The 21,455-nt window shown below is 70.3% G+C and carries 24 protein-coding genes and 6 pseudogenes; 11 read left to right on the forward strand and 19 right to left on the reverse strand.

The annotated features are described in order from the left end of the window. The first annotated feature begins 222 nt into the window (after positions 1-222). Positions 223-441, forward strand: a complete 219-nt coding sequence (locus ACRAWC_RS23825; RefSeq protein ID WP_431349822.1) for a hypothetical protein — start codon at positions 223-225, stop codon at positions 439-441. Here the strand turns inward: ACRAWC_RS23825 and ACRAWC_RS23830 are convergent. Continuing rightward, positions 422-655: a hypothetical protein gene (locus tag ACRAWC_RS23830; protein ID WP_431349823.1), complete on the reverse strand. Its 234-nt coding sequence runs from the start codon at positions 653-655 to the stop codon at positions 422-424. The two genes, ACRAWC_RS23825 and ACRAWC_RS23830, sit on opposite strands and share 20 nt — an antisense overlap. A 38-nt stretch (positions 656-693) precedes the next feature. On the opposite strand from ACRAWC_RS23830, the gene ACRAWC_RS23835 reads away from it, so the two are divergent. After that, positions 694-1,416 carry an APC family permease gene (locus tag ACRAWC_RS23835; RefSeq protein WP_431349824.1) on the forward strand — a complete coding sequence of 241 codons (723 nt, stop codon included), beginning with the start codon at positions 694-696 and terminating at the stop codon, positions 1,414-1,416. A gap of 214 nt (positions 1,417-1,630) precedes the next feature. Here ACRAWC_RS23835 and ACRAWC_RS23840 read toward each other — a convergent pair whose 3' ends face one another. The 5 genes from ACRAWC_RS23840 to ACRAWC_RS23860 form a co-directional block, all read right to left on the reverse strand. Further along, positions 1,631-2,767, reverse strand: coding sequence for a sensor histidine kinase (locus tag ACRAWC_RS23840; protein ID WP_431349825.1), 1,137 nt, complete (start codon positions 2,765-2,767; stop codon positions 1,631-1,633). Continuing rightward, entirely contained in the window at positions 2,764-3,429 is a 666-nt protein-coding gene (locus ACRAWC_RS23845) for a response regulator transcription factor (RefSeq protein WP_431246157.1), read from the reverse strand. Before ACRAWC_RS23845 ends, ACRAWC_RS23840 begins: the two co-directional genes overlap by 4 nt. 75 nt (positions 3,430-3,504) lie before the next feature. Then, positions 3,505-4,227 (reverse strand): FAD:protein FMN transferase, encoded by a 723-nt coding sequence (locus ACRAWC_RS23850; RefSeq protein ID WP_431246158.1) that lies wholly within the window; start codon positions 4,225-4,227, stop codon positions 3,505-3,507. Then, entirely contained in the window at positions 4,224-4,739 is a 516-nt protein-coding gene (locus tag ACRAWC_RS23855) for an FMN-binding protein (RefSeq protein ID WP_431246159.1), read from the reverse strand. The genes ACRAWC_RS23850 and ACRAWC_RS23855 overlap by 4 nt, the downstream gene beginning before the upstream one ends. Further along, complete coding sequence (locus ACRAWC_RS23860; protein WP_431349826.1) at positions 4,736-6,106, reverse strand: ferredoxin reductase family protein; 1,371 nt, start codon at positions 6,104-6,106, stop codon at positions 4,736-4,738. Before ACRAWC_RS23860 ends, ACRAWC_RS23855 begins: the two co-directional genes overlap by 4 nt. A 144-nt stretch (positions 6,107-6,250) precedes the next feature. On the opposite strand from ACRAWC_RS23860, the gene ACRAWC_RS23865 reads away from it, so the two are divergent. The 4 genes and pseudogenes from ACRAWC_RS23865 to ACRAWC_RS23880 form a co-directional block, all read left to right on the forward strand. Continuing rightward, entirely contained in the window at positions 6,251-6,949 is a 699-nt protein-coding gene (locus ACRAWC_RS23865) for a hypothetical protein (protein ID WP_431246161.1), read from the forward strand. A gap of 55 nt (positions 6,950-7,004) precedes the next feature. Next, a complete protein-coding gene (locus ACRAWC_RS23870; protein ID WP_431349827.1) occupies positions 7,005-7,772 on the forward strand; it encodes an EAL domain-containing protein in 768 nt (255 codons plus the stop codon). 365 nt (positions 7,773-8,137) lie between these two features. After that, positions 8,138-8,824: pseudogene (locus tag ACRAWC_RS23875) on the forward strand (diguanylate cyclase); the annotation flags it as partial. Positions 8,825-8,945: 121 nt separating this feature from the next. After that, positions 8,946-9,077, forward strand: a pseudogene (locus tag ACRAWC_RS23880) (GGDEF domain-containing protein); the annotation flags it as partial. Between the two features lie 116 nt (positions 9,078-9,193). Here ACRAWC_RS23880 and ACRAWC_RS23885 read toward each other — a convergent pair. The 5 genes and pseudogenes from ACRAWC_RS23885 to ACRAWC_RS23905 form a co-directional block, all read right to left on the reverse strand. Then, complete coding sequence (locus ACRAWC_RS23885; protein WP_431349828.1) at positions 9,194-9,427, reverse strand: YhjD/YihY/BrkB family envelope integrity protein; 234 nt, start codon at positions 9,425-9,427, stop codon at positions 9,194-9,196. 43 nt (positions 9,428-9,470) lie between these two features. Beyond that, positions 9,471-10,325: pseudogene (locus tag ACRAWC_RS23890) on the reverse strand (YihY/virulence factor BrkB family protein); the annotation flags it as partial. After that, positions 10,295-10,873 (reverse strand): DUF3618 domain-containing protein, encoded by a 579-nt coding sequence (locus tag ACRAWC_RS23895; protein ID WP_431349829.1) that lies wholly within the window; start codon positions 10,871-10,873, stop codon positions 10,295-10,297. The gene ACRAWC_RS23895 and the pseudogene ACRAWC_RS23890, both read right to left, overlap by 31 nt. Further along, positions 10,870-11,331, reverse strand: a complete 462-nt coding sequence (locus tag ACRAWC_RS23900) for a phage holin family protein (RefSeq protein ID WP_431219619.1) — start codon at positions 11,329-11,331, stop codon at positions 10,870-10,872. Before ACRAWC_RS23900 ends, ACRAWC_RS23895 begins: the two co-directional genes overlap by 4 nt. Continuing rightward, the gene (locus ACRAWC_RS23905) at positions 11,328-12,155 is read right to left on the reverse strand and encodes a hypothetical protein (RefSeq protein WP_431246166.1); all 828 of its coding nucleotides are present in this window, start codon (positions 12,153-12,155) and stop codon (positions 11,328-11,330) included. The genes ACRAWC_RS23900 and ACRAWC_RS23905 overlap by 4 nt, the downstream gene beginning before the upstream one ends. Positions 12,156-12,312: 157 nt before the next feature. Here ACRAWC_RS23905 and ACRAWC_RS23910 point away from each other — a divergent pair, with 157 nt between their 5' ends. Then, positions 12,313-13,266 (forward strand): hypothetical protein, encoded by a 954-nt coding sequence (locus ACRAWC_RS23910; protein WP_431246167.1) that lies wholly within the window; start codon positions 12,313-12,315, stop codon positions 13,264-13,266. Here the strand turns inward: ACRAWC_RS23910 and ACRAWC_RS23915 are convergent. The 8 genes and pseudogenes from ACRAWC_RS23915 to ACRAWC_RS23950 all read right to left on the reverse strand — a co-directional run. Beyond that, a complete protein-coding gene (locus ACRAWC_RS23915) occupies positions 13,247-13,597 on the reverse strand; it encodes a hypothetical protein (RefSeq protein WP_431349830.1) in 351 nt (116 codons plus the stop codon). The genes ACRAWC_RS23910 and ACRAWC_RS23915 overlap by 20 nt on opposite strands. A 47-nt stretch (positions 13,598-13,644) precedes the next feature. Next, a complete protein-coding gene (locus ACRAWC_RS23920; RefSeq protein ID WP_431349831.1) occupies positions 13,645-15,180 on the reverse strand; it encodes a PKD domain-containing protein in 1,536 nt (511 codons plus the stop codon). Positions 15,181-15,279: 99 nt separating this feature from the next. Further along, on the reverse strand, positions 15,280-15,456 hold the full coding sequence (locus ACRAWC_RS23925; protein ID WP_431246169.1) for a hypothetical protein: 177 nt from the start codon (positions 15,454-15,456) through the stop codon (positions 15,280-15,282). 230 nt (positions 15,457-15,686) lie between these two features. Beyond that, complete coding sequence (locus tag ACRAWC_RS23930) at positions 15,687-16,166, reverse strand: MerR family transcriptional regulator (protein WP_431349832.1); 480 nt, start codon at positions 16,164-16,166, stop codon at positions 15,687-15,689. A gap of 61 nt (positions 16,167-16,227) precedes the next feature. After that, a pseudogene (locus ACRAWC_RS23935) lies at positions 16,228-16,666 on the reverse strand (MarR family winged helix-turn-helix transcriptional regulator). Positions 16,667-16,688: 22 nt separating this feature from the next. Further along, the gene (locus ACRAWC_RS23940) at positions 16,689-16,931 is read right to left on the reverse strand and encodes a DUF6458 family protein (RefSeq protein WP_431219626.1); all 243 of its coding nucleotides are present in this window, start codon (positions 16,929-16,931) and stop codon (positions 16,689-16,691) included. A 99-nt stretch (positions 16,932-17,030) separates the two neighbouring features. After that, positions 17,031-17,845: pseudogene (locus tag ACRAWC_RS23945) on the reverse strand (shikimate 5-dehydrogenase). A gap of 159 nt (positions 17,846-18,004) precedes the next feature. Continuing rightward, positions 18,005-18,502, reverse strand: a pseudogene (locus ACRAWC_RS23950) (LysE family translocator); the annotation flags it as partial. A gap of 97 nt (positions 18,503-18,599) precedes the next feature. On the opposite strand from ACRAWC_RS23950, the gene ACRAWC_RS23955 reads away from it, so the two are divergent. From ACRAWC_RS23955 to ACRAWC_RS23970, 4 genes are all read left to right on the forward strand, one after another. After that, positions 18,600-19,790 carry an ROK family transcriptional regulator gene (locus ACRAWC_RS23955; RefSeq protein ID WP_431349833.1) on the forward strand — a complete coding sequence of 397 codons (1,191 nt, stop codon included), beginning with the start codon at positions 18,600-18,602 and terminating at the stop codon, positions 19,788-19,790. A gap of 110 nt (positions 19,791-19,900) precedes the next feature. Beyond that, positions 19,901-20,404 carry an ATP-binding cassette domain-containing protein gene (locus ACRAWC_RS23960; protein ID WP_431349834.1) on the forward strand — a complete coding sequence of 168 codons (504 nt, stop codon included), beginning with the start codon at positions 19,901-19,903 and terminating at the stop codon, positions 20,402-20,404. Further along, complete coding sequence (locus ACRAWC_RS23965; RefSeq protein WP_431349835.1) at positions 20,296-20,835, forward strand: hypothetical protein; 540 nt, start codon at positions 20,296-20,298, stop codon at positions 20,833-20,835. Before ACRAWC_RS23960 ends, ACRAWC_RS23965 begins: the two co-directional genes overlap by 109 nt. After that, a complete protein-coding gene (locus tag ACRAWC_RS23970; protein WP_431349836.1) occupies positions 20,805-21,455 on the forward strand; it encodes an ATP-binding cassette domain-containing protein in 651 nt (216 codons plus the stop codon). The genes ACRAWC_RS23965 and ACRAWC_RS23970 overlap by 31 nt, the downstream gene beginning before the upstream one ends.

The following is a 21,455-nucleotide window of genomic DNA, read 5'->3' on the forward strand; positions in this document are numbered from 1 at the left end:
ACCCCTCGCCGAAGCGGCGGAGGCCTTCGAGGACCTCGAGTCCGGCTCCGTGCTCCGCACCCTCCTCATCCCTTAGCCCCACCCGAACGACTCACTGGAGAGCCATGTCAACCACTCCAAGCACGGGCGAGCACCCCCACCGATGCCGGGCTCCGGCACGGCACGTCATGAGCGGCCCCGAGCTGGCCCGCGCAGGCGATCGCGAACATCGCGCCGAGCGCCGTGATCGCGTTCACCGCGATGTCGATCTTCGTCGGCGCCGGCAACGGGACGATCTACTCAGTTCATCCTCGCCACCATCGTGATCCTCTGCGTCGGCTACTGCGTCGTCGTGTTCGCGCGCGGAAGCACGCCTCGGCCGGCTCGCTGTACACCTACGTCGCGAAGGGCCTCGGCCCGACCGGCGCCTACCTGGCCGGCGTCACACTGGTGATCGGCTAGCTGGGGCATCGCGGCCGGCTCCCTCGGCGGCGCCGTGCAGTACTTCGACCAGTTCCTCATCCTGCTCGGCGTTCCGGCGGGCGGCATCGGCTGGTACATCGCCCTGGCGATCGTGCTGGGCGGCCTCGCGACGCTGTTCACCATCCGCGGCATCCGGCTCTCGCGCGCGTGTGTCGCTGGTGCTGGAGCTGGTGTCGGTCACGATCATCACCATCCTGCTCATCGCCGCCCTGGTCTGGGCCGGCCCCAGGCGTGCGGGATCCGGCGCAGGTCTTCGCTCAGGGTGCGCCGTTCCAGGGCATCGCGGCGGGCATGGTGCTCGGCATCCTCGGCTTCGTCGGCTTCTCGTCGGCGGATGCGCTCGGCCGTGAGGCGAAGAACCCCTACACGGCGATCCCGCGCGCGATCACGTGGAGCGCCCTCGTCGTCGGCGTGCTCTACGTCTTCGCCGCCTACACGCAGATCGCAGTGCTCGGCGACGACCTCGCGAAGAGCGCCAGCCCGCTGGAGGACATCGCCACCCTTATCGGCATGCCGTCGTGGTTCGCCCCCATCCTGACCTTCGGCGTCGGCGCCTCCTTCTTCGCGGTCGTCGTCGCTCCGCTCAACGTCGTCGGACGTGTCATCTACGTGATGGGCAAGGAGGGCGTCGTGCCGGAGCGGTTCGGCCGCACGCACGAGCGTCACCTGACCCCGCACCGCGTGCTGCTGGTGGCGGGACCGGCCGCGATCGTGCTCGACGTCATCCTGTTGCTCGTCGGCGCCGGGCCGATGGACATCGTGGTCTGGGTAGACACCTACGGCGCCTACGGCTACCATGGTCGCGTACGCGCTGGTCGCCATCGCGTGCATCGTCTACACGCGCCGGGCCGGCATCCCGAACCGGCTGGTGTGGGTCTGCGCAGGTCGTCGCGGTCGCGGCGATGGCGTACGTGTTCTTCGCGAACGTGTGGCCGGTGCCGGCGTTCCCGCTGAACGTCATCCCGTACCTGTTCCTGCTGACCCTGGTCGCGGCGGTGGCGTGGTTCGCCTATCTGCGAAAGCGCCGGCCGGAGGTCATCGAGAACATCGGCAACGCCGAGACGGACGCCCTGGAGGGCGTGGGCTCAGGCCCGGCGCGGCAGGCGGACCGTCGCCACGGCGCCCCCGGAGGCGGCGTTGGTCGCCTCCACGGTGCCGAGGTGGCGGCTCACCACCTCGGACACCAGGGCGAGGCCCAGGCCGTAATGGCGTGGCCGTGCGTCGCCGGGCTGCGCATCCCGGGCGGTCGCGAAGCGCTCGAAGGCGCGGGACTCGACGCCGGCGGAGAAGCCGGACCGTCGTCCTCGACCACGAGCTGCACGCGGTCGCGGACGATGGATACCGTCAGCCGCACCCGGGAGCGGGCGTGGTCGAGCGCGTTGTCGAGCAGCGCGACCACCATGCGCCGGAGGGAGACGGGCGCTCCGGTGACCATCGCATCCGGAGCGGCCTCGACCTCGATGCGGATGCCGCGCTCCTCCGCCCGGCCCTGCGCCGACCGGGCGACCGTCTGCGTCAGCTCGGCGAGGTCGACCCCTTCGCTCTCGGCGGTCTGCCGCGGGTCGGCGGCGGTCAGCAGGTCCTGAACGATCTCGGTGAGGGCACGGCTGTCGTCGACGATCTCGTCCAGCCCCGCCTGCACATCCTCCCCGGATGCGCCGCCCGTCGCCACCTGCCGCCGGAGCAGTTGCGCGCGCGTGCTCAGCAGCGTGAGCGGCGTGCGGAGCTCGTGACCGGCGTCCGCGACGAAGCGCCGCTGCAGCCCCAGCGCCTCGGCAAGGGGCCGGATGGAGCGGCGGGCCAGCAGGAGGCCGATGCCCGCGGCGGCCAGACCCGCGATCAGCCCGGAGCCGATGAGGGCGACGAAGAGGCGGCTCAGCTCCTCCTGCTGCTCCCGCAGCGAGTAGGCGATCTGCACGACCTTGCCGTGCCGCACATCCGTCTCGACCAGGTAGCGCTGGCCGTCCGCTTCCACCACGCCCGACACGGAACCGCCGTGCTCGATGACGTTCTCGATGGCTCCTTCGTCGGGCAGACCCTCCGGCATGCCGGGCGAGCTCTCGCGGCCCTGCGGCACGACGACGGTCACCAGCAGGTTGCGGGGCGCGTCGTGCACCGAGTCGACCATGGAGGCGTCGTCGAGGGCGCGCCGTGCCGACTCGGCCTGGCCCGCGGAGACGACCGTGTAGATCACGACGCCGAGGGCGATGAACAAGCCGAGGATGATGAGCGCGAACTGCAACGCCAGGCGGCGGGAGGCGGAGCGCAGCTCGCGCTCGTCGGCGTTCGTCAGCCTGCCCTTCACAGCGCGCCCATCCGGTACCCGACGCCGCGCACCGTCTCGATGAGCGAGCGCCCGAACTTGCGGCGCAGGTGGTGGACGTAGGTGTCGACGACGCCCGGGTCGTCGGCCGCGGCGAACACCTCGTCGAGCAGAACGGCACGCGAGAAGACCTGTGCGGGCCGCCGCGCGAGGCGTTCGAGCAGCGCCGACTCCCGCTCCGACAGCGCCGTGCGGGAGCCGTCGTCGAGGGTGACCGTGCGGCTCTCGACGTCGAGGCGCCCGCCGGGGAAGCGGACGGTGGGCACGATCGCCGAGGCGCGGCGGGTGAGGGCGCGCACCCGCGCCACCAGCTCGTCGATGTCGAAGGGCTTCGCGAGGTAGTCCTCGGCGCCGGCGTTCAGCCCGTCCACCCGGTCGGGCGGCGTGCCGAGCGCGGAGAGCACGAGGACCGGTGTGGTCACCCCGCTCTCGCGCAGCCGGCGGAGCACGTCCAGGCCCTCGACGGCCGGGAGCCCGCGGTCGAGGACGATCGCGTCGAACGGGGTGGTCAGTCCGAGGTGCAGGGCGCGCTGGCCGTCGGCCGCGACCTCGACCTCGAAGCCCTCCCAGCGCAGCAGGGCGTCGAGCATCCCGGCGAGGCGGCTGTCGTCCTCGGCGATCAGAACGCGCACCCTGTCGGCCATCTCGGCAGTATAGAGAGCCCCTCCGGCTCCTGGCGCGGCGCTGCGGTCATCCGGCGGCGGCCGCCTGCGCGAAGGTCAGCTCGCCGACGCCCAGGATGCGGCCCTCCGCATCCACAGCCAGCACCCCCGCGCGCCGGCGCCGAGCGCCCAGCGTAGGCCGTCCGGTCCGAGAGCGAAGACGGTCGTCGCGAGCACGTCGGCGGTGGTGAGGTCGTCCGCGACGACGGTGGCGCTGAGGAGGCCGGTGGGCGTCGAGCCGTCGCGGCCGTCGGTGATGTGCGTGCCGCGCTCGTAGGCACCGGAGGTGGCGACGGCCGAATCCGTGACGGCGAGCACAGCCAGCATGTCGGCGGGGTCGTGCGGCGAACGGATGCCGACGCTCCAGGGCCGACCGTCGCCCGGGGTGCCCGCGACGACAACGTCGCCGCCCGCGTTCAGGCAGTAGTTCCGGATGCCGTGCTCGTCGAGGGTGCGAGCGGCACGGGCGGCCGCCCATCCCTTCACGACGCCGTCGAGGTCCCACGAGCCGTCCGGGCGGCGGATGCGGAAGGCGCCGCCCGACGCGCTCGCCGCAGCCTCTCCGATCGCGACCACCTCGCGGAAATCGTCGCTCGCCTCCGGGTTCGCGCCGGCCGCCGCGTTCGCGCGGCTCACCTCGCTGTCCGGAAGGTAGGTGCTGAAGCGGCGGTCGGCCTCGCGCAGCACGGCGAAGGCGCGCTCAGCGGCGAGGGCCGCATCCATCTCGTCCCGGATATCGATCGACATCGGGATGCCCATGACCGTCTCGAGGAACCTCATCGCTGGTCGATCGCCGACTGGAGCGACTGGATGTAGCCCTCCGACGTGTAGGTCGCGCCCGAGACCGTGTCGATGTTGGCCGACTGCGAGGCGAGCGCCTCCTGCTGCAGGATGGGCAGCGCCTGGTCGTTGATCTCGATGTCGCGCCCGTTGCCGCTCGGCGCCTGGACGGTGTCGACCGCGGTGATCGTCGTGCCGGAGAAGGTGACCTTCACTTGCACGGCGCCGTAGCGGGTGTCGACGGCGTTGCCGGTGATGACCCGGGTGGCCGCGGAGGCCGAGGCGGAGGCCGATGCACTCGGCGTCGGCGTCGACGAGGGGCTGGAGCTGCTGCCGGAAGAGGTGGCGCCTGTCGTCGATCCCGTGTTCGTTCCGCTGGTGGTGGTGGCCGCCGCGGCGGGCGACGCTGCCACCTCCTCGCCGAGCCCGTAGAGCTTCAGTCCGACGGTCGCACCCATGACGATGAGGATGGTGGTGAAGAGGGCGGTGCCCCGCCAGGACTGTCGGCTCATGACATGCTCAGTTCTTCTCGGTGGATGAAGCGCTTCGGCATCCGCAGTGCGCGGAGGGAGGTCTCGACGCGGTCGGCCATCCCCTCCGGACCGCAGATGAAGGCCTCCCAGGTGTGGAGATCGGGGATGAGACGGCGCAGCGGCACGGCGTCGAGCGGGTCATAGCCCAGCTCGGAGCGGCGGCCGACCAGCGGGACGACCGTGACTCCGGGCATCGCCTGCAACTCGCCCAGCAGCGCCAGGTGCCGGTCGGAGCGGGCGCGGTAGAGCACGACCGGCTGCGCTCCGCGGCGCACCAGCTCCTCGGCGAGGGCGCGGATCGGGCCGATGCCGGCGCCGCCCGCGACCAGGAGGATGCGCGGCCGGCTGGCCCGATCGGCGGTGAAGCGGCCGAACGGACCCTCGGTGAAGACCAGCGACCCCGGGCGCAGGGCGGGGAGCCGGCTGGAGTGGTCGCCGAGCGCACCGACCGTGATTCGCAGGTGGCCGTTCGCCGGAACGGCGGAGACGAAGTACGGGTGCGCGGTCAGCAGGTGGCCGCGGCTGAGGAAGCGGAAGAGCATGAAGTTGCCCGCCTGAACGCCCAGCTGCTGCACCCGCGGGCCGGTCAGCCAGACGCTGTTGACGCCCTCGCTCTCGGGGACGACCGCGACGACGCGCAGCCGCCCACGCCAGGCGTCGAGCCCGGGCAGGATGACGCGCCAGGTGAGCACGGCCGCGGCCGTCCCGAGGTAGAGCGCCAGCCAGAGGATGCGGTTCACCGGGGCCGCGACGAAGTGGGCGCCGCCGCTCAGCTGGTGGGAGAAGGTGAGGAAGATCGAGACGTAGGTCGTCACGTGCAGCCAGTACCAGACCTCGTACGACAGCTTCGTGCGGATCAGCCGGGCGCTGCTCAAGCCCACCACGAGGAAGGCGATGGTGCCGACCAGTGCGCTGGTCATGTCCGGGTACGACTGCAGGATGGAGAGGAACTCCGTCCACGGCGGGTTCTTGTCGGCCAGCTGCCCGCCGAAGACCAGCAGCAGCACGTGGGCAACGATGAGGAACAGCACGGATGCGCCGAGCGACCGGTGCCACGAGACGAGCTTGTCGAGCCCGACCGCGTTCTCGAACCACGGCACCCGGGCGATGAGGAGCACCTGCGCGCAGACCAGGAATCCGCCGACCATGCCGCTCAGCTCGCCCAGGGAGGTGAGGGCGTGCGCCGGTGTGGCGGCGAACCCGGCCGGGACGGCGAACCACCACATCCCGAGCACGACGACCACACCGAGCACGAGCACCGCCCGCACCCACAGCGAACCGGCCCTGTCGCCGCCCCGGCTGCGGAGCCGGGGGCGGGCCTGCGGGGCCGGCGCGGTGACGCTCATCGTGGAATCCATGCATCTCTACAATGCAGACGCATTCTTTCCGGATTCTTACGCCGCCTGTGGATGGGCTGAAGGATCTTTATGGTGTTCCTCTGACGCCCCTCCGGCCTGGGATGCTGAGGGGACGAGAGCAGGGAGACGGCAGTGGACGACAACGCGTTCTTCGAGCGGGCCATCCTCGCGTCGGCGGCACGACCGGACGACGAGGACGCGGTGCGCCAGCTGCGCGAGCAGTTCACCGAGGCGGAGTTCGCCGCGTGGGAGGCCGCCTGCTCGCCACCGCGGGTGACGGTCCGGGTCGAGCACGACGACGAGCGCGATCGGTACGTCGCCGAGTGGGGCGGGTTCGGCATCCGCGGCGAGTCGGCAGCGTCCTACGAGTCGGCCATCGACGACCTGGCGCCGCACGTGCGCGCGTGGGCGGGCGAGCTGCGCGAGGCCGCGCCGCGCCTCGGCACGACGCCCGAGCTCGGCGCCCTCGTGAGCGAACTCGATGCGCTGAGCGACGACGAGCTGCGCACGTACCTGCTGGTTCGCGTCTCCTTCGACCGCGGCGGCCTGACGTTCGGGCTGGCCGACTTCGTGGAGGAGGACGGGAGCACCACGCAGCGGGCCGTCCCGTTCGCCGACGGCCGTCCGCCCGCCGAGATCGAGCTGCCGGTCGACGGGCGGATGAAGACGTACCAGTCGAGCACGCGAGGCGAGCGGATCGCGTTCTCGCCGGTCGGTTCCGGGCCGAGCATCGCCGACACTCTGCGCCAGGAGGAGCCGACGGGAGACATCCGCGGGGAGTTCCCGCAGACCGGCTTCGGGCCTGAGGAACGCGAGTACCGGACGCGCTGACCTGTTGACAGCAGGCCCCGGCCCGGGTTCTATCGCAGGGACGGAACAAGTGGAGGTGCGGGTGACGACAGGCGAGTTGGATGCGCGCGAGCTCCGCGACGCGATCGAGAACCACCAGCTCCGCATCCACGTGCAGCCTCAGATCGATCTCGAGACCGAGGAGGTCGTGGCCGTCGAGGGGCTCAGCCGCTGGACGCATCCGACGCTCGGGCCCATCCCTCCCGCGGAGTTCGTCGCGCTCGCCGAGGCCACGGGCACCATCCACGAGCTGGGCCTGTTCGCCCTGCGGGAGTGCTGCAGCATCGGCCGCACCTGGCACGAGCAGGGTCTGGAGCTCGCCATCGCGGTCAACGTCTCACCGCTGCAGCTGCAGACGGACCTCTTCTTCGACGAGTTGGAGCGTCAGCTCTCCGACTCCGGCCTCGCCCCTGCCGACCTGATCGTCGAGGTGACCGAAGCCGAGCGGATCTCCGACTACGGCGTCGTCGCCGGACGGCTCGACATCATCCAGCAGTGGGGCGTCACCGTCTCCATCGACGACTTCGGAGCGGGGCACTCCTCGATCGAGCGAGCCGTGGCCGTGCGCGCCCGCGAACTGAAGATCGACCGTGCACTCGTCGCCGCCGGCGACTGGGCGGCCGTGGGCGACGCCGTCGAGCTGGCGCAGAGCAGCGGGATGCGCGTGGTCGCGGAGGGCATCGAGACGCTCGAGCAGCTGGAGCACGTGCGCGACGCGGGCTGCGACCGTGGGCAGGGCTACTACATCGCCCGGCCCACCGATCCGGATGGGTTCACCGACTGGCTTCAGTCGTCGGTGAGATAGGTTTGAGTGATCAGCCCGCCGCCCGGCGGCTCAGCCCATCCGAAGGAGAACGAGCGGTGCGCCCCATTTCTGTGGACCACCTGCCCTGCGCCCTGGTGGAGCTGGATGCAGAGGGCCGGATCCTCGACGCGAACGAACTGTTCGTGGCCTGGACCGGCCTCTCGCTCGACGAACTGAACGGGCGTCCCTACGCGTCGCTGCGTCATCGCGTGCCCGGCGTGGGCGGCCGGTCGGACAGCCTCGTTCGCGTGGCGAACATCGACGGGAGCTCCCGCCCGGCGCTTGTCGGTCGCCGTGAGACGGAGGACGGCCGCGAACTCCTGGTGCTGGTGGATGCGACGGAGCGGGCCGAGCACGAGCAGCAGATGCTGCTGTCGCACGCCCTCCAGGAGCGCACGCGCACGCGACTCGAGCTGATCATCGACTCCTCGATCGCGTTCTCCGCCGCCACCACCGAGCAGGAGCTGGTCGACATCCTGGCGAGGACCGTTGCGAAGGCGTACCAGGCGGAGCAGTCCGCCGTCTTCCTGCTCGACGACCTCGGCACGTTCACCCAGGCGTCGGGCAGCAACCCGATGCGCTCCATCGACGACGCCGCGGTGCTGGTGGACCGTGCCTCCGGTCTGCGCAAGGTGCTCACGGTCAGCGGCCCGACGGCCGGCGACGAGGTCGCGTCCGTACTCGGTCACGCCATGCGCGACTCGGGGATCGACGCGCTGCTGGTCGCGCCCATCCAGCACGACGACGTGCTCTTCGGGGTCTTCGTCGCGTACTTCCTGCACCCGCGCCAGTTCGACTCCGAGGCCGCTCCGCTGGCCGACGCCCTCGCCGGCCAGGCCGCGCAGGCGATGACCACCCTGCGCCTGCAGCGCAAGCTCGAGCACGCGGCCATGCACGACGAGACCACCGGCCTGCCGAACCGCCGCCGGCTCGAGACGCAGCTGCTCGAGTACGGACGCTCGAGCTCGGCGCTCGTCGCGACCCTGTTCATCGACCTCGACGGCTTCAAGCGGGTGAACGACGGGCTCGGCCACCACGTGGGCGACCTGCTGCTGCGCGAGGTCGGGGAGCGCCTGCAGTCGGCCGTCCGCACCGAGGACCTGGTCGCGCGGCTACGGCGGCGACGAGTTCGTCGTCGTGTGCGAGGTTCCCGAGACCGCGGCGGCGGAAGACGTGGCCGACCGCATCCGCCGCTCCATCGAGCTCCCGTTCCAGGATGTGCCGGACGGCTTCCCGATCAGCGCCAGCATCGGGATGTCGATCGCGCGCACCGAGGACCCCGCCTGGAACCCGGATCGTCTCATCCGCGAAGCCGACCACGCGATGTACTCGGCGAAGAACGCCGGCGGCAACCGCGTGGTCGGCTCTGCGGTTCTAGTCCTTCTCGTCGGCGTCCTCGCGGAGCTCCCGCGCCTCGTCGATCAGCTTCTGCTCCTTCTTCTCCGACTTCTCGCTGAGCCTGGTGTCGCGCGGCGGCAGCTGGATGGTCTCCTCGGCCTCCATGCCGGCCTGCAGCTCCCGGCCGCGCTCCGGTCTCGGCGGTCGAACTCGGCGCCGAACAGCAGGGCGAGGTTCGCGATCCACACCCACAGCAGGAACACGATCACGCCCGCCAGCGGACCGTACGTCTTCTCGTAGTTGGCGAAGGTGGCCACGTAGAACGCGAACAGGAAGGTGGCGATGGGCCAGCACGACGATGGCGATGATCGCGCCCATGCTGATCCAGCGGAACTTCGGCTGCTTCGAGTTCGGGGTCGCGTAGTAGAGCACCGCGATGATGATCACCACGACGAGCAGCAGCAGCGGCCACTTCGCGATCTCCCACGCGATCTGCGGGGCCGTGCCGATGTGCAGTGTGTCGCCGACCGCCTTCGTCACGGGGCCCGAGACCACCAGGATGAGTGCGACGATCGTGATCAGCACGAGGGTGATGACGGTGACCAGCAGCTGCTGCGGCTTCAGCTTCCAGAAGGGGCGGCCTTCGTCGATCTCGTAGATGCGGTTCATCGCGCGGGAGAACGCGCCCACATATCCGGACGCCGACCAGATCGCCAGCACGAGGCCGAAGACCAGGGCGAAGCCGGATGCGGGCGAATCGACCGCGTTCTGGATCGGCCCCTGGAGCAGCTTGGCCGTGGATCCGGGAGCGACGCTCGTGATGATGCCGAGCATGGCGTTCGTCGCGGACTTGCCCTGCCCGAAGACGCCCAGCAGCGACACCAGCGCGATGAGCCCGGGGAAGATCGACAGGATGCCGAAGTAGGTCAGCGACGCGGCGATGTCGGTGCACTTGTCCGTGCTGGACTCGCGGAGCGTGCGCTTGAAGATCAGCTTCCAGGAGGGCTTGTCCAGGTGGGGAGGACTGTCCGGCTTGCGGCCGTCCTCGGGGCCGGGGCGTCGGCCAGTCGCTTGCTGGCACCGACTTCGCTCATCGTTCTCGTCCTCTCGCCGGATGTGCCCGGGGTGAAAAACGCGGCGGAAGGCCTGGGGGAAGGCCTTCCGCCGCGCTGACTGCGGGGTGGTTACTGGTCGGACTGCAGTCGCTGACCGGATTGCTTCGCTTCGTCGGCGACGTCGCCCGCGCGGTCGGTGGCCTCGTCCTTGACGGTGGACACACCCTCCTGCGCGGTCTCCTTGACCGACTGGACAGCATCCTGAGCGGGCTGCTTCAGGTCGCCGGCGATCTGCTTGCCGACCTCCTGCGCCTCCTGCAGGAGCGGCTGGGCGGCGTCCTTGGCGGACGAGGCCAGCTCCTTCTCCTTCTCGCTCGCCGGGATGAGGGATGCGACGAGGGCACCCACACCGAAGGCGATGAGGCCAACGGCGAGCGGGTTGCCCTGCGCCTTGTTCACCACGGTGCGTCCGGCGTCGGCGACAGCGCTGCCGGCGTCCGAGGCCGCCCTGCTGACGTTGCTCGTCACGTCGTCGGCGGTGCCCATGACCTTCTCGCTCAGCGAGTGCCAGGCACCCTTCACTTTGCGCGTCTGGCGCTGGGCGATCTTGCTGGGGGTGACCTTGTCGGCCAGTGCATCCACGTCACCGCTCAGGTTGCGGCGGGTGGCTTCGATTTCGGCGCGGATGGCGTCGGGGTCGTCACTCATCGGTTCTCTCCGTTCGGCTTCAGTGTCTCTGGGATTTCCTTGACCGTCTCGACGGTCTGGGGGGCGCCTTCGACGGTCTTCAGTTGCTTGCGCCCGCGGGTGTACAGGATCAGCGCGACGATGCCCCAGATGATGGCGACGATCACCGCGGACCAGGCATTGCCCACGAGGTAGCCGAGCGCCCACCAGAGGGCGATCGACAGGAAGAACACGGCCATGAGACCCGCGTAGCCGGCGCCGCCGAGAAGGCCGGCGCCCTTACCGGCGCGCACGACGGTCTGCTTGATCTCGGCCTTGGCGAGTTCCATCTCCTGGCGGATCAAGGTGGAGAGGTCACGGCTGACCTCGCCGAGCAGATCGCCGAGCGAACTGTTGGCCGCGCGTTCTTCCGCGAGGTCGGGCTGGGGAGGCACCGACTCGGCGGCGACCCGCCGGGCGGCGCTGGGCTGGTCGGTCATGCCCGGCCCCCGGTGTACCCGGCTCCCGGGAGCTCCGGAAGGTCGTTGCCGTCGTCGTACAGGTCGCCGGTCGCTCCGCTGTAGCCGGCACCGGCGCTGCCGGTTCCGACGCCGCCGAGGCCGGTCGTCCCGGTCGCGGTGTAGCTCGGCGCTTCGGGGATGCCGCCGACGTTCGTCGTGGTGCCCGAGGTGCCGGTGCTGCTGGAGTTGCCCGAGTCGCTTGCGCCGCTGGCGAGCGCGCGGGTCAGGCGACCGGCGAGCGCACCGGCGATGGCCGCTGCGGCGATGAACGTGCCCGGGTTGCGCCGGGCGTACGACTTCACCTCGTTGAGCAGGGAACCCGGGTCGCGCTGGTCGAGCCAGCTCGCGATCGAGTGCGTGCGCTGAGCGGCCTGGCGGACGAGGTCGCTGGCGACGCCGTTCTGATCCGACGACGACGCCATCTGCTCGAGCTCGTCGCCGACAGAGCGGAGACCGCCCGCGACGCGCTGCTGCTGCTGCGCCGCCTGGTCGCGAAGCTCGTCGCGCGTCTGGCGGTAGAGGTCCTTGGCCTGGTACTTCGCCTCGCCGGCGACGTTCTTCGCCTGCTCCTTGGCGGTGCCGGCGACGTCCTTGCCGGCCTCCTTGGCGGATCCGGCGACGCGTCCCGCCTCCTCGCGGACACCGCCCTGGCCGTTCGCCGAGCCTCCGCCCCTGGTCGTTCCGCCGCTGTACGCGGTGGTGTCCGGCAGCACCGTCTCAGGCAGGCCGGCTTCCGGCTCCAGCGCATCGCGCCTGCTGTCGAAGATCGGGGTGTCCGCGGACTGGTCGTCTGACATGGTCATGACTGACGTTTCCTTTCGGTGGATGTGTCCGGTTGGGATGTGCGGTCCACTGAAGACATGTCCAGGAGGCGGGTCCAGTCATTGACACCACCCGCAGTCGGGGGTACCCAGTGCACGTAGGTATGCGCGTCCGCGGGGAGGGGCTAGCGTGTCGCGCATGGACGTCGTCGACTGGCTTCTCGATTCCGATCCCGCGATCCGCTGGCAGGTGCTCGCCGGCCTGACGGACGCGCCGCCCGAGCAGGTCGCAGCCGAACGGGCCCGTGTCGCCCATGAGGGCTGGGGCGCGACGCTCCTCGCCGAGCAGGCGGACGACGGCCTGTGGGACGGCGGTACGTATCGTCCGGGATGGATCCCGCCCGAGCGCGACGGATTCGATGCGTGGAGCGGAACCCACTTCACGCTGCAGCAGCTGGTCGATTTCGGCCTCGACCCGGAGAGCCCGGAGGCGCGCGTCGCCGTCGACCGGGTCCGCGAGAATGTTCGCTGGGAGCACGCCGGCGAACCGTACTTCGAGGGCGAGACCGAGCCGTGCATCAACGGGGTGGCCCTCACCATCGCCTCCTATTTCGGCCAGGGCGGCGACACCATCGCCCGGACCCTGATCGATTCACGGCTGAACGACGGCGGGTGGAACTGCTGGGCCGAGTTCGGCGCGGACGTGTCGTCGTTCCACTCCACCATCTGCGCGGTGGAGGGCCTGCGCGCCTGGCAGCGGGCCGGCGGATCGGACGCGCGCGCCGATGAGGTCGCTGCGGCAGGGGAGGAGTACCTGCTCGAGCGGGGGCTGTTCCGACGGAAGTCGGACGGCTCCGTGCCCGACCCGCGCATGACGATGCTGTCCTACCCCGTCCGCTGGTACCACGACATCCTGCGGGGACTCGACCACTTCCGGCTGCAGGATCGGCGCGACCCGCGTCTCGCCGAGGCGGTCGAGTTGGTCCGGGGCAAGGCGGATGCCGAGGGCCGCTGGACCCTGGAGAACCTGCACGAGGGTTCGGTGATCGTCGAGTTCGAGATGGAGGGCTTTCCGAGCCGGTGGATCACCCTCCGTGCGCTCCGCGTGCTCCGCTGGTGGGATGCGGCGGAGGCTACGGCTTCGTCGCGCTGAGGTCGTCGACCGCGACGGTAACCGGCGCGTTCGCGACGCCGCCCGAGAGGTATCCCATGACGGCCAGGCCGCCGGCGCCTTGCAGAGCGGCGGTGCTGTCGGTCGCCGAGCGCTGCCAACCGCTGGGCTCGGTCGTGCCGTCCGGCCACGTCTTCGTCTCGACGAGCGTCGGTGCCGTCCCGGTCGTCCGCACGCGGATGTCGAGGCGCGCTCCCGGCGTGTAGGTCACGCCGCTCACGACGACCGGGGCCTGCACCACCACCTCGTTTCCGCCGACCTGATCCACACGCACGATCTGGATGGTCACCTTGCCGATCGACGAGATGATCACCTTGGAGGCATACGAACCGGCCGTGGAGATCCGCCGGCCCTGAACGGTCAGGTAGACGCTTCCCGTCGAGGGCAGCTTGTCGAGCGCGACGGCGAGCCGCAGGTCCGCGCCGGTGGCGCTGACGGCCGGGAGGCGCCCCGTCCCTCCGTGCCGGCGGGCAGCTGGATGCGGCCGACCCCTCCGCTCACCGAGTAGAGCGTCGAGCTGCCCGCGACGCTCCACGCTCCGCCGGTCGGCGCGGTGCCCCAGCCGTTCGCGACGGAGCGGTCGAACGTGTCGGACGCCAGCGTGTCGGGCGGGCTCGGCGGAGCCTTGACGGTGAGGACGCGACTGGCGCCTCCCGTCGCTCCGCCGTCATCCGTCACCGTCAGCCGTGCCGTGTATGTGCCCGCCGCGGCATACGCGTGGGTGGCGGTGGCGCCCGACCCGGCCGCTCCGTCGCCGAAGTCCCACGAATACGACGCGATCGTGCCGTCCGGATCGCTCGAGGCGCTCCCGTCGAAGGAGCAGCTGAGGTCGCTGCACAAGGCGGTGAACGCGCCGATCGGCGGCTGGTTGCCCGCGGGCGGCGGTCCGATCGTGAAGCCGTCGGTGAAGGAGGAGCCGGCGGCCCGCACGAAGGCGGCGCCCAGCTGCGTCGCGGTCGCGGTGACGTCCAGCAGCCCGTACACGGGCGCCGCAGGGTTGCCGTAGGCGGAGGCGAAGTACCCGGCCTCGCTGTCGTTCGGATCGATCGCGTAGTTGCCGTTGCCCCCGGTTCCGACGGTCGCGAAGACGGTGCCCGCGCCCTTCACCAGGCTGCTGTCGCCATCCGCGACGCAGCCCGCGTTGTAGACGCCCGGCGTGATCGCCGGGCAGCCGCCGTTCAGCGCCAGCTGGCGCGTGCGCTGGTACAGGTGCTCGTGGCCGGTGAGCACCAGGTCGACCCGCTTCGAGACCAGCAGGTTGAGGAGATCGGCGCCCGGGTCGCAGGCGTACGCGCCCATGGTGAGGCACGGCTTGTGCATGCCCACCACCACCCACGGGACGCCGGCGGCCCTGGCCCCGTCGATGGCCGACTGCGTCCACGCATAGTGACTCGTCCCGCTCGCGTAGGTCCACATCCCGTCGGAGAACGGCAGGCCGGGCGAGATCATGATGAAGCGGACGAGCGGTGACCCCTTCGGGACGTCGACGTAGTACTCGCGTCCGTACGTGCCGACGGCGCCGGGCAGCTGATTGGGCAGGCAGGCCGAGAAGTCGTTGATGTTGCCGTTCTGCCCGCTGCTCTCATGGTTGCCGGCGACGAGCTCGAAGGGGAAGCCGGCGCCGACCGTGCGGGTGACCTGGTCGCACCAGGACTGCTCCTGGCCGGTGGTCCCATAGGAGAGGTCGCCGAGCGCCAGGTTCAGGTCCGGTGCGCTGGTCCGGACGCCGGAGAGTACGGCCTGGGCGGCCGAGTCGGTTCCGTAGTCGCCGGCCGCGGTGAAGCGCACGCCGAGCTCACCGGGCGAGACGCCCTGCACGCTCAGCGGCGTGCCCACGGTGAGGAGGGCGACGACGGCCACCAGCCCCGTTGCGGCGAGCATGCGATGTCTGGCCATCGCCGGCCTCCTCCGGTCCGAGTCGGGTCTCGGTCCATGGAGCACAGGGTAGCTCGGTCGACGCCTGCGGAGGAGGTAGAGATTCCGTTCTCTTCGAGGTCAGCCGAGCTGCGGCAGGAGCGCCCGGAGAGCCCGGAGCTCATCGCCGAACACCCAGGGCACGGTGAGGTCGAGCACCACGCCGATGGCGACGAAGAGCAGCGCCGCACCGGCCGCCACCAGCAGCAGCGCCACGGCGAGCTGGAGGTAGGCGTTGCCGGTGACGGCGGCGAGCAACCCCCGCGCCCGCCGCCGTACCGGTTCCGATGGCGTTCCGAGCGTCGGAGCGGTTCGCAGTCCGTGGCCCAGCGTCGTCATCGGTCTCCCCCTTCGCGTCGAGGCTCAGGGCGGGTCGCCCGAGCCGACACCACGAGTCAACCGTGGCGGGATGCCGCGGGGCATCGACCGCAGGTCGGGGAGGGTCATCCCCAGGGATGATCTCGAGGGCGGAAGCGTGGGAGCGCCGGTCAGGGCTGCGGGACCGTGCACCCGCAGCCGTGCGCGGCCTCGGGGATGCGGTGCTCCGCACCGTGAAGACGGCTCGCGAGCAGTTCGCGCCGGCGCTCCAGCAGCGCGATCGCCGCATCCAACTCGGCCAATCCGTCGCGGTAGGCGTCCCGCGAGGCGGGGCACTCGTCGCTGTGCGCGTGGCCGGAGCCGAGGCAGTCGATGAACGGCCGCGCCTTGCCCGGTGGGATGCCCGTGGCGGCCAGCTCGCGGATCTCGAGCACCGCGCGCAGGTGCTCGTCGCCGTACTCGCGGTAGCCGTTGCCGAGCCGTTCGGGCGAGACGAGCCCGAGCCGCTCGTAGTAGCGCACGGCCTTCACCGTCACCCCGGCCCGTTCGGCCAGTTCGCTGATGCGCATGTCGACCTCCGCCGTCAGCGTAGACCCTGCCCCGAAGGTCACGGTGAAACCGGAGGAGATCCGCCCGCCGGTGCGGCCCACCTCCTCCCGTTCCCGACGATCACGGCGCGTCGCAACACCCGCTCCTCCGTTTCCGACGTGTTCAGTCGGCGCGGACCGCCGCCCCGATGATCGCGTTGAGGCTCTCACGCAGGGCCACGAGGTCGGAGGCGGGCAGCCCCAGGCGCTCCACGATCCGCGGCGGGATCTTCTCGGCCTCCTCGCGCAGCGCCCGTCCCGCCTCGGTGAGCCGCACCTCCAGGGCCCGCTCGTCGGCCGCACTCCTCCGGCGCTCCACGTAGCCGGTCGCCTCAAGTCGTTTGGAGCAGCGGCGACAGCGTCGCCGGCTCCAGCGCGAGCGTCTCGCCGAGGTTCTTCACCGACCGCGGCTCCTGCTCCCACAGCGCGAGCATGACGAGGTACTGCGGATGCGTCAGCGACAGCGGCTCGAGCACCGGGCGGTAGAGCGCGATGACGCTCCGGGCCGCGACGGCGAGACCGAAGCACACCTGGTTCTCGAGAGCGAGGACGTCATCCGGCATCCGGCCATCGTACGGCGGCGACTCAGTGCTCATCGGTCCGGCGTTCGTACCGTTCGCCGGTCGCCGGGTCGACACCCTCCTGCCGCACCGTGGTCCGCGGGCGGCGTCGCAGGGCGAAGTAGAGCGAGATGACGAAGACGACCAGGCCCGCCCCCATGAGGATGTACCCGGTGGTCTTCAGGTCGATCCAGCTCACCTGCACCTGCAGTGCGAAGGCGAGGATGAGTCCGACGACGAAGATGAAGATGCCGCTACCGATGCCCATGCGCCACGCTCCTTCACGTCCGTGGGCTCAAGCTACTCCCCGGATGCGGCGGCGCGCACCACAGCGCGCGCACCGCAGCTAGGGCACCGCAGCGCCGCGCTATTCGGCTCGCGAGAACTCCGACGCCCGCGCGACCTGTTCCGGCGTCAGGGCGACCCCGGTGTACCGCTCGAACTGGCGGGCCGCCTGAAGGGCGATGACCTCCGCGCCCGTGATGACCGCCGTGCCGGAGGCGCGCGCCGCGGTGATCAGCGGCGTCTCCGAGGGAACGCGACCACGTCGAAGACCGTCGAGGCCCGCTCGATGAAGGGCTCGCCGAACGCGAGCACCGACTCCGAGTCGCCGCGCATCCCGAGCGGGGTCACGTTCACGATGACGTCGAAGTCGGGTTCGGGATCGTCGGCGACCCACGCGTACCCGTACCGCTCGGCGAGGGCAGGGCCGGCGTCCGCGTTCCGGGCGAGGACGGTGAGGTCGTCGAAGCCCGCGCCCCGGAAGGCCGCGACGACGGCCTTCGCCATGCCGCCGGACCCGCGGACCAGCACCCTCTGCGCGGGGTCGACCTCGTGCTCGGCCAGCAGCTGTGCGACGGCCTCGTAGTCCGTGTTGGATGCCGTGAGCAGCCCGTCCTCGTTGACCACGGTGTTCACCGACTCGATGGCCACGGCCGACGCCTCGAGGTTGTCGACGAGCGGGATGATCGCCTCCTTGAACGGCATGGAGACCGAGCAGCCGCGGATGCCGAGCGCCCGGATGCCGCGGACGGCGCCCTCGAGATCGTCGGTGGTGAACGCCTTGTAGACGAAGTTCAGGCCGAGTTCGTCGTAGAGGAAGTTGTGGAAGCGGGTGCCGATGTTGCTCGGACGGCCGGCCAGCGAGATGCAGACCTGCATGTCCTTGTTCAGGATGGGCATGGAGCCATCATCCCAGCCTTCTAGCCCTCGGCGCCTGCGACGACGGTCCCGATCCCGAGTGCGGCGAGGATGCCGGCCGAGGTGCGCTCCAACGCGCGCGGTGACCCGCGGGCGGCGCAGCCACGCGATCATCCGTGACGCCGTCAGCGCGACGACGACGAGGTACAGCATCCCGATCAGTCCGTCGATCGCGCCGAGCAGAAGCGTCTCGCCGAAGCCGGCGTGCGCCGAGATGAACTGAGGCACCACCGCGATGAAGAACAGCCCCACCTTCGGGTTCAGCATGGTGGAGAGCATCCCGGCCAGGAGGCTCGACGCGGATCGCCGGCGCGGCGCGGGCGCCTCGGACGGGTCCGCGTGGGTGCGACCGCTCTTCCGGCTGGCGAGGAAGGCCGCGATGCCGAGGTAGATGAGGTACAGGCCGCCCGCGATCTTGACGACGCGGAAGATCTCGGCCGACTGCTCCAGCAGGGCCGCCAGCCCGAATCCGACCAGCGCCGCCCAGACGAGGGAGCCGATCGCCGTACCCGCTGCGGCCGCGATGCCGTCGCGGGCGCGGCCCATGCTGTAGCGGAGCACGAGGAACGTGTCAGGGCCGGGCGTCAGCGCGAGCACCAGGCACAGACCCGCGAAGGCGAGCAGCGAGAGGACCGTCATGGAGAGATTCTAGGGAGCGGAGGTCGTCAGCCGTGGGCGGGGTAACGATTGTGTTCACAGCTTGACTCCAACACGCGGATCATTCACTCTTATCGTCATGACCGCCACTCCGGGGCTGATCCCACGTGGCGCACGCAATCCCGGGTCGCAGGGCGCTCTCAGGCATCTGAACCAGGAGCGGCTCGTCGAGTTCCTCCTGGCCAACGGGCCGTCCACCCAGGCTGAGCTGGCGCGCGGGACCGGCCTGTCCACCGCCACCGTGTCCAACATCGTCCGCGACATGTCGGCCAAGGGCGTCGTGGCGACGAGTCCGGTCACCTCCAGCGGGCGCCGCGCGCTCCTCGTGCAGCTGACCGACACGGGCGACATCGCGGTCGGCGTCGACTTCGGCCGGCGCCACGTGCGCATCGTGCTCTCCACCCTCGGCTACGACGTCATCGCCGAGGAACAGGTCGCCCTCGAGCCCGGCTACGACGTGCTGGGGGGCGGTGGGGAGGCCTCCGCGCTGCTCGACCGGATGCTCCTCGCCGGTGGGTACGACCGCGAATCCGTGCTGGCGGTCGGGGTCGGCATCCCGGGGCCCATCGACCGGCGCACGGGCACCGTGCTGCAGGGAGCCATCCTGCCCGAGTGGGTGGGCATCACCCGGCGCGAGCTGGAGGACGTCTTCGGCTTCCCGGTCGTCGTCGACAACGACGCGAACCTGGGAGCGCTCGCCGAGGTCACCTGGGGGGCGAACCGGGGAGAGCGCAACCTCATCTTCGTCAAGATCGGAACCGGGATCGGCGCGGGCCTCATCCTGAACGGGCAGCCGTACTACGGGTTCCTCGGGATCACTGGGCGAGCTCGGGCACACGCCCGTCGCCGAGCACGGCGTGATCTGCCGCTGCGGCAACCGCGGCTGCCTCGAGACGGTCGCGTCGACCAGCGTGATGCTGGAGTCGCTCGGGCACGGGACCGGCGGGGAGTGACCACCGCCGACATCCTGCGCCGCGGGCTGGAGGGGGACCCGGCCGTGCTGCGCGTCGTCAGGGACGCCGGCACCGCCATCGGTCAGGCGATCGGCAACATCGCGAACGTGATCAACCCTGAGCTGGTGCTCATCGGCGGCCCGCTCGTCGGGCTGGGGGATGCGCTGCTCGACCCGATCCGCCGCGGAATCCAGCAGAACGCCCTGCCGATCATCGCCGGGACGACGACGGTGCGCGTGTCCTCGCTCGGCGACCGTGCCGAGTCGCTCGGCGCCGCCGCCATCGTCATCCAGGGGGCGCTCGCCGGCAACGAGTGAGCGCCGACGAGCCGTTACCGCATCGTTGTCTTCACTATTTGACGACAAGTGTGAACATAGCGTTTACTACTTAGGCACATCCATTCCCGAGCCCCACACAAGGAGCGACGATGCCGTCGAACGCAGTCATCCTCGAGATGCGCGCGATCACCAAGGAGTTTCCTGGTGTCAAGGCGCTGGAGGATGTCTCCCTCACCGTGCACGCCGACGAGATCCACGCGATCTGCGGCGAGAACGGCGCGGGGAAGTCCACCCTGATGAAGGTGCTCTCGGGTGTCTACCCGTACGGCACCTACTCCGGTGACATCGTCTACCAGGGCGAGGTCATGCGCTTCAAGGACATCAAGTCCAGCGAGCAGCAGGGGATCGTGATCATCCACCAGGAGCTCGCGCTCATCCCGGAGCTCTCGATCACCGAGAACATCTTCCTCGGCAACGAGCCCGGCCGCGGCGGCGTCATCGACTGGCAGCGAGGCCAAGACCCGCGCCGTCGAGCTTCTCGCCCGTGTCGGCCTCACCGACGACCCCGACACCCAGATCAAGAACATCGGCGTCGGCAAGCAGCAGCTGGTCGAGATCGCCAAGGCGCCTCAACAAGAACGTCAAGCTGCTGATCCTCGACGAGCCGACCGCCGCCCTCAACGAGGCCGAGTCGCAGCACCTGCTCGACCTGATCCTCGAGCTCAAGGGCCGCGGAATCAGCTCCATCATCATCAGCCACAAGCTCAACGAGATCGAGCAGGTGGCCGACGAGATCACGATCATCCGCGACGGCAAGTCGATCGAGACGCTCAACGTCCAGGCGGATGGCGTCGACGAGGACCGCATCATCCGCGGGATGGTCGGTCGCACGCTCGAGAGCCGCTTCCCGGAGCGCACGCCGAACATCGGCGAGAAGTTCTTCGAGGTGAAGGACTGGGTCGTGCAGCATCCGCACGATCCCCGAGCGCCTCGTCGTCGAGAACTCCTCCTTCTACGTGCGCCGCGGGGAGATCGTCGGCATTCGCCGGCCTCATGGGCGCCGGCCGCACCGAGCTCGCGATGAGCGTCTTCGGCCACTCCTACGGCACCTGGGTCTCGGGCGAGATCTACAAGGACGGCAAGGAGATCCAGGTCCGCAACGTCTCCGAGGCCATCGACAACGGCATGGCCTACGTGAGCGAGGACCGCAAGGTGCTCGGCCTCAACCTCCTCGACGACATCAAGCAGTCGGTCGTCGCGGCGAAGCTGAAGAAGATCGCCGAGCTGGCGGCGTCGTCGACGACCTGCAGGAGTACGCGGTCGCCGACGAGTACCGCAAGCTGCTGCGCATCCGCACGCCGGATGCTCGACCGCGGCGTCTCCACGCTCTCCGGCGGCAACCAGCAGAAGGTGGTCCTGGCGAAGTGGATGTTCACCGACCCGGACATCCTGATCCTGGACGAGCCCACGCGCGGCATCGACGTCGGCGCCAAGTTCGAGATCTACAGGATCATCCAGCAGCTCGCCGCGCCAGGGCAAGGGCGATCATCGTCATCTCCTCCGAGCTGCCCGAACTGCTCGGAATCTCCGACCGCATCTACACGATCTTCGAGGGTCAGATCACCAACGAGCTCCCATCGCGGAGGCGACCGCCGAGACGCTCCTGAAAAGCATGACTTCCGCCAAGAAGAGGTGACCCGATAA

Source organism: Leifsonia sp. L25 (genome assembly GCF_050632895.1).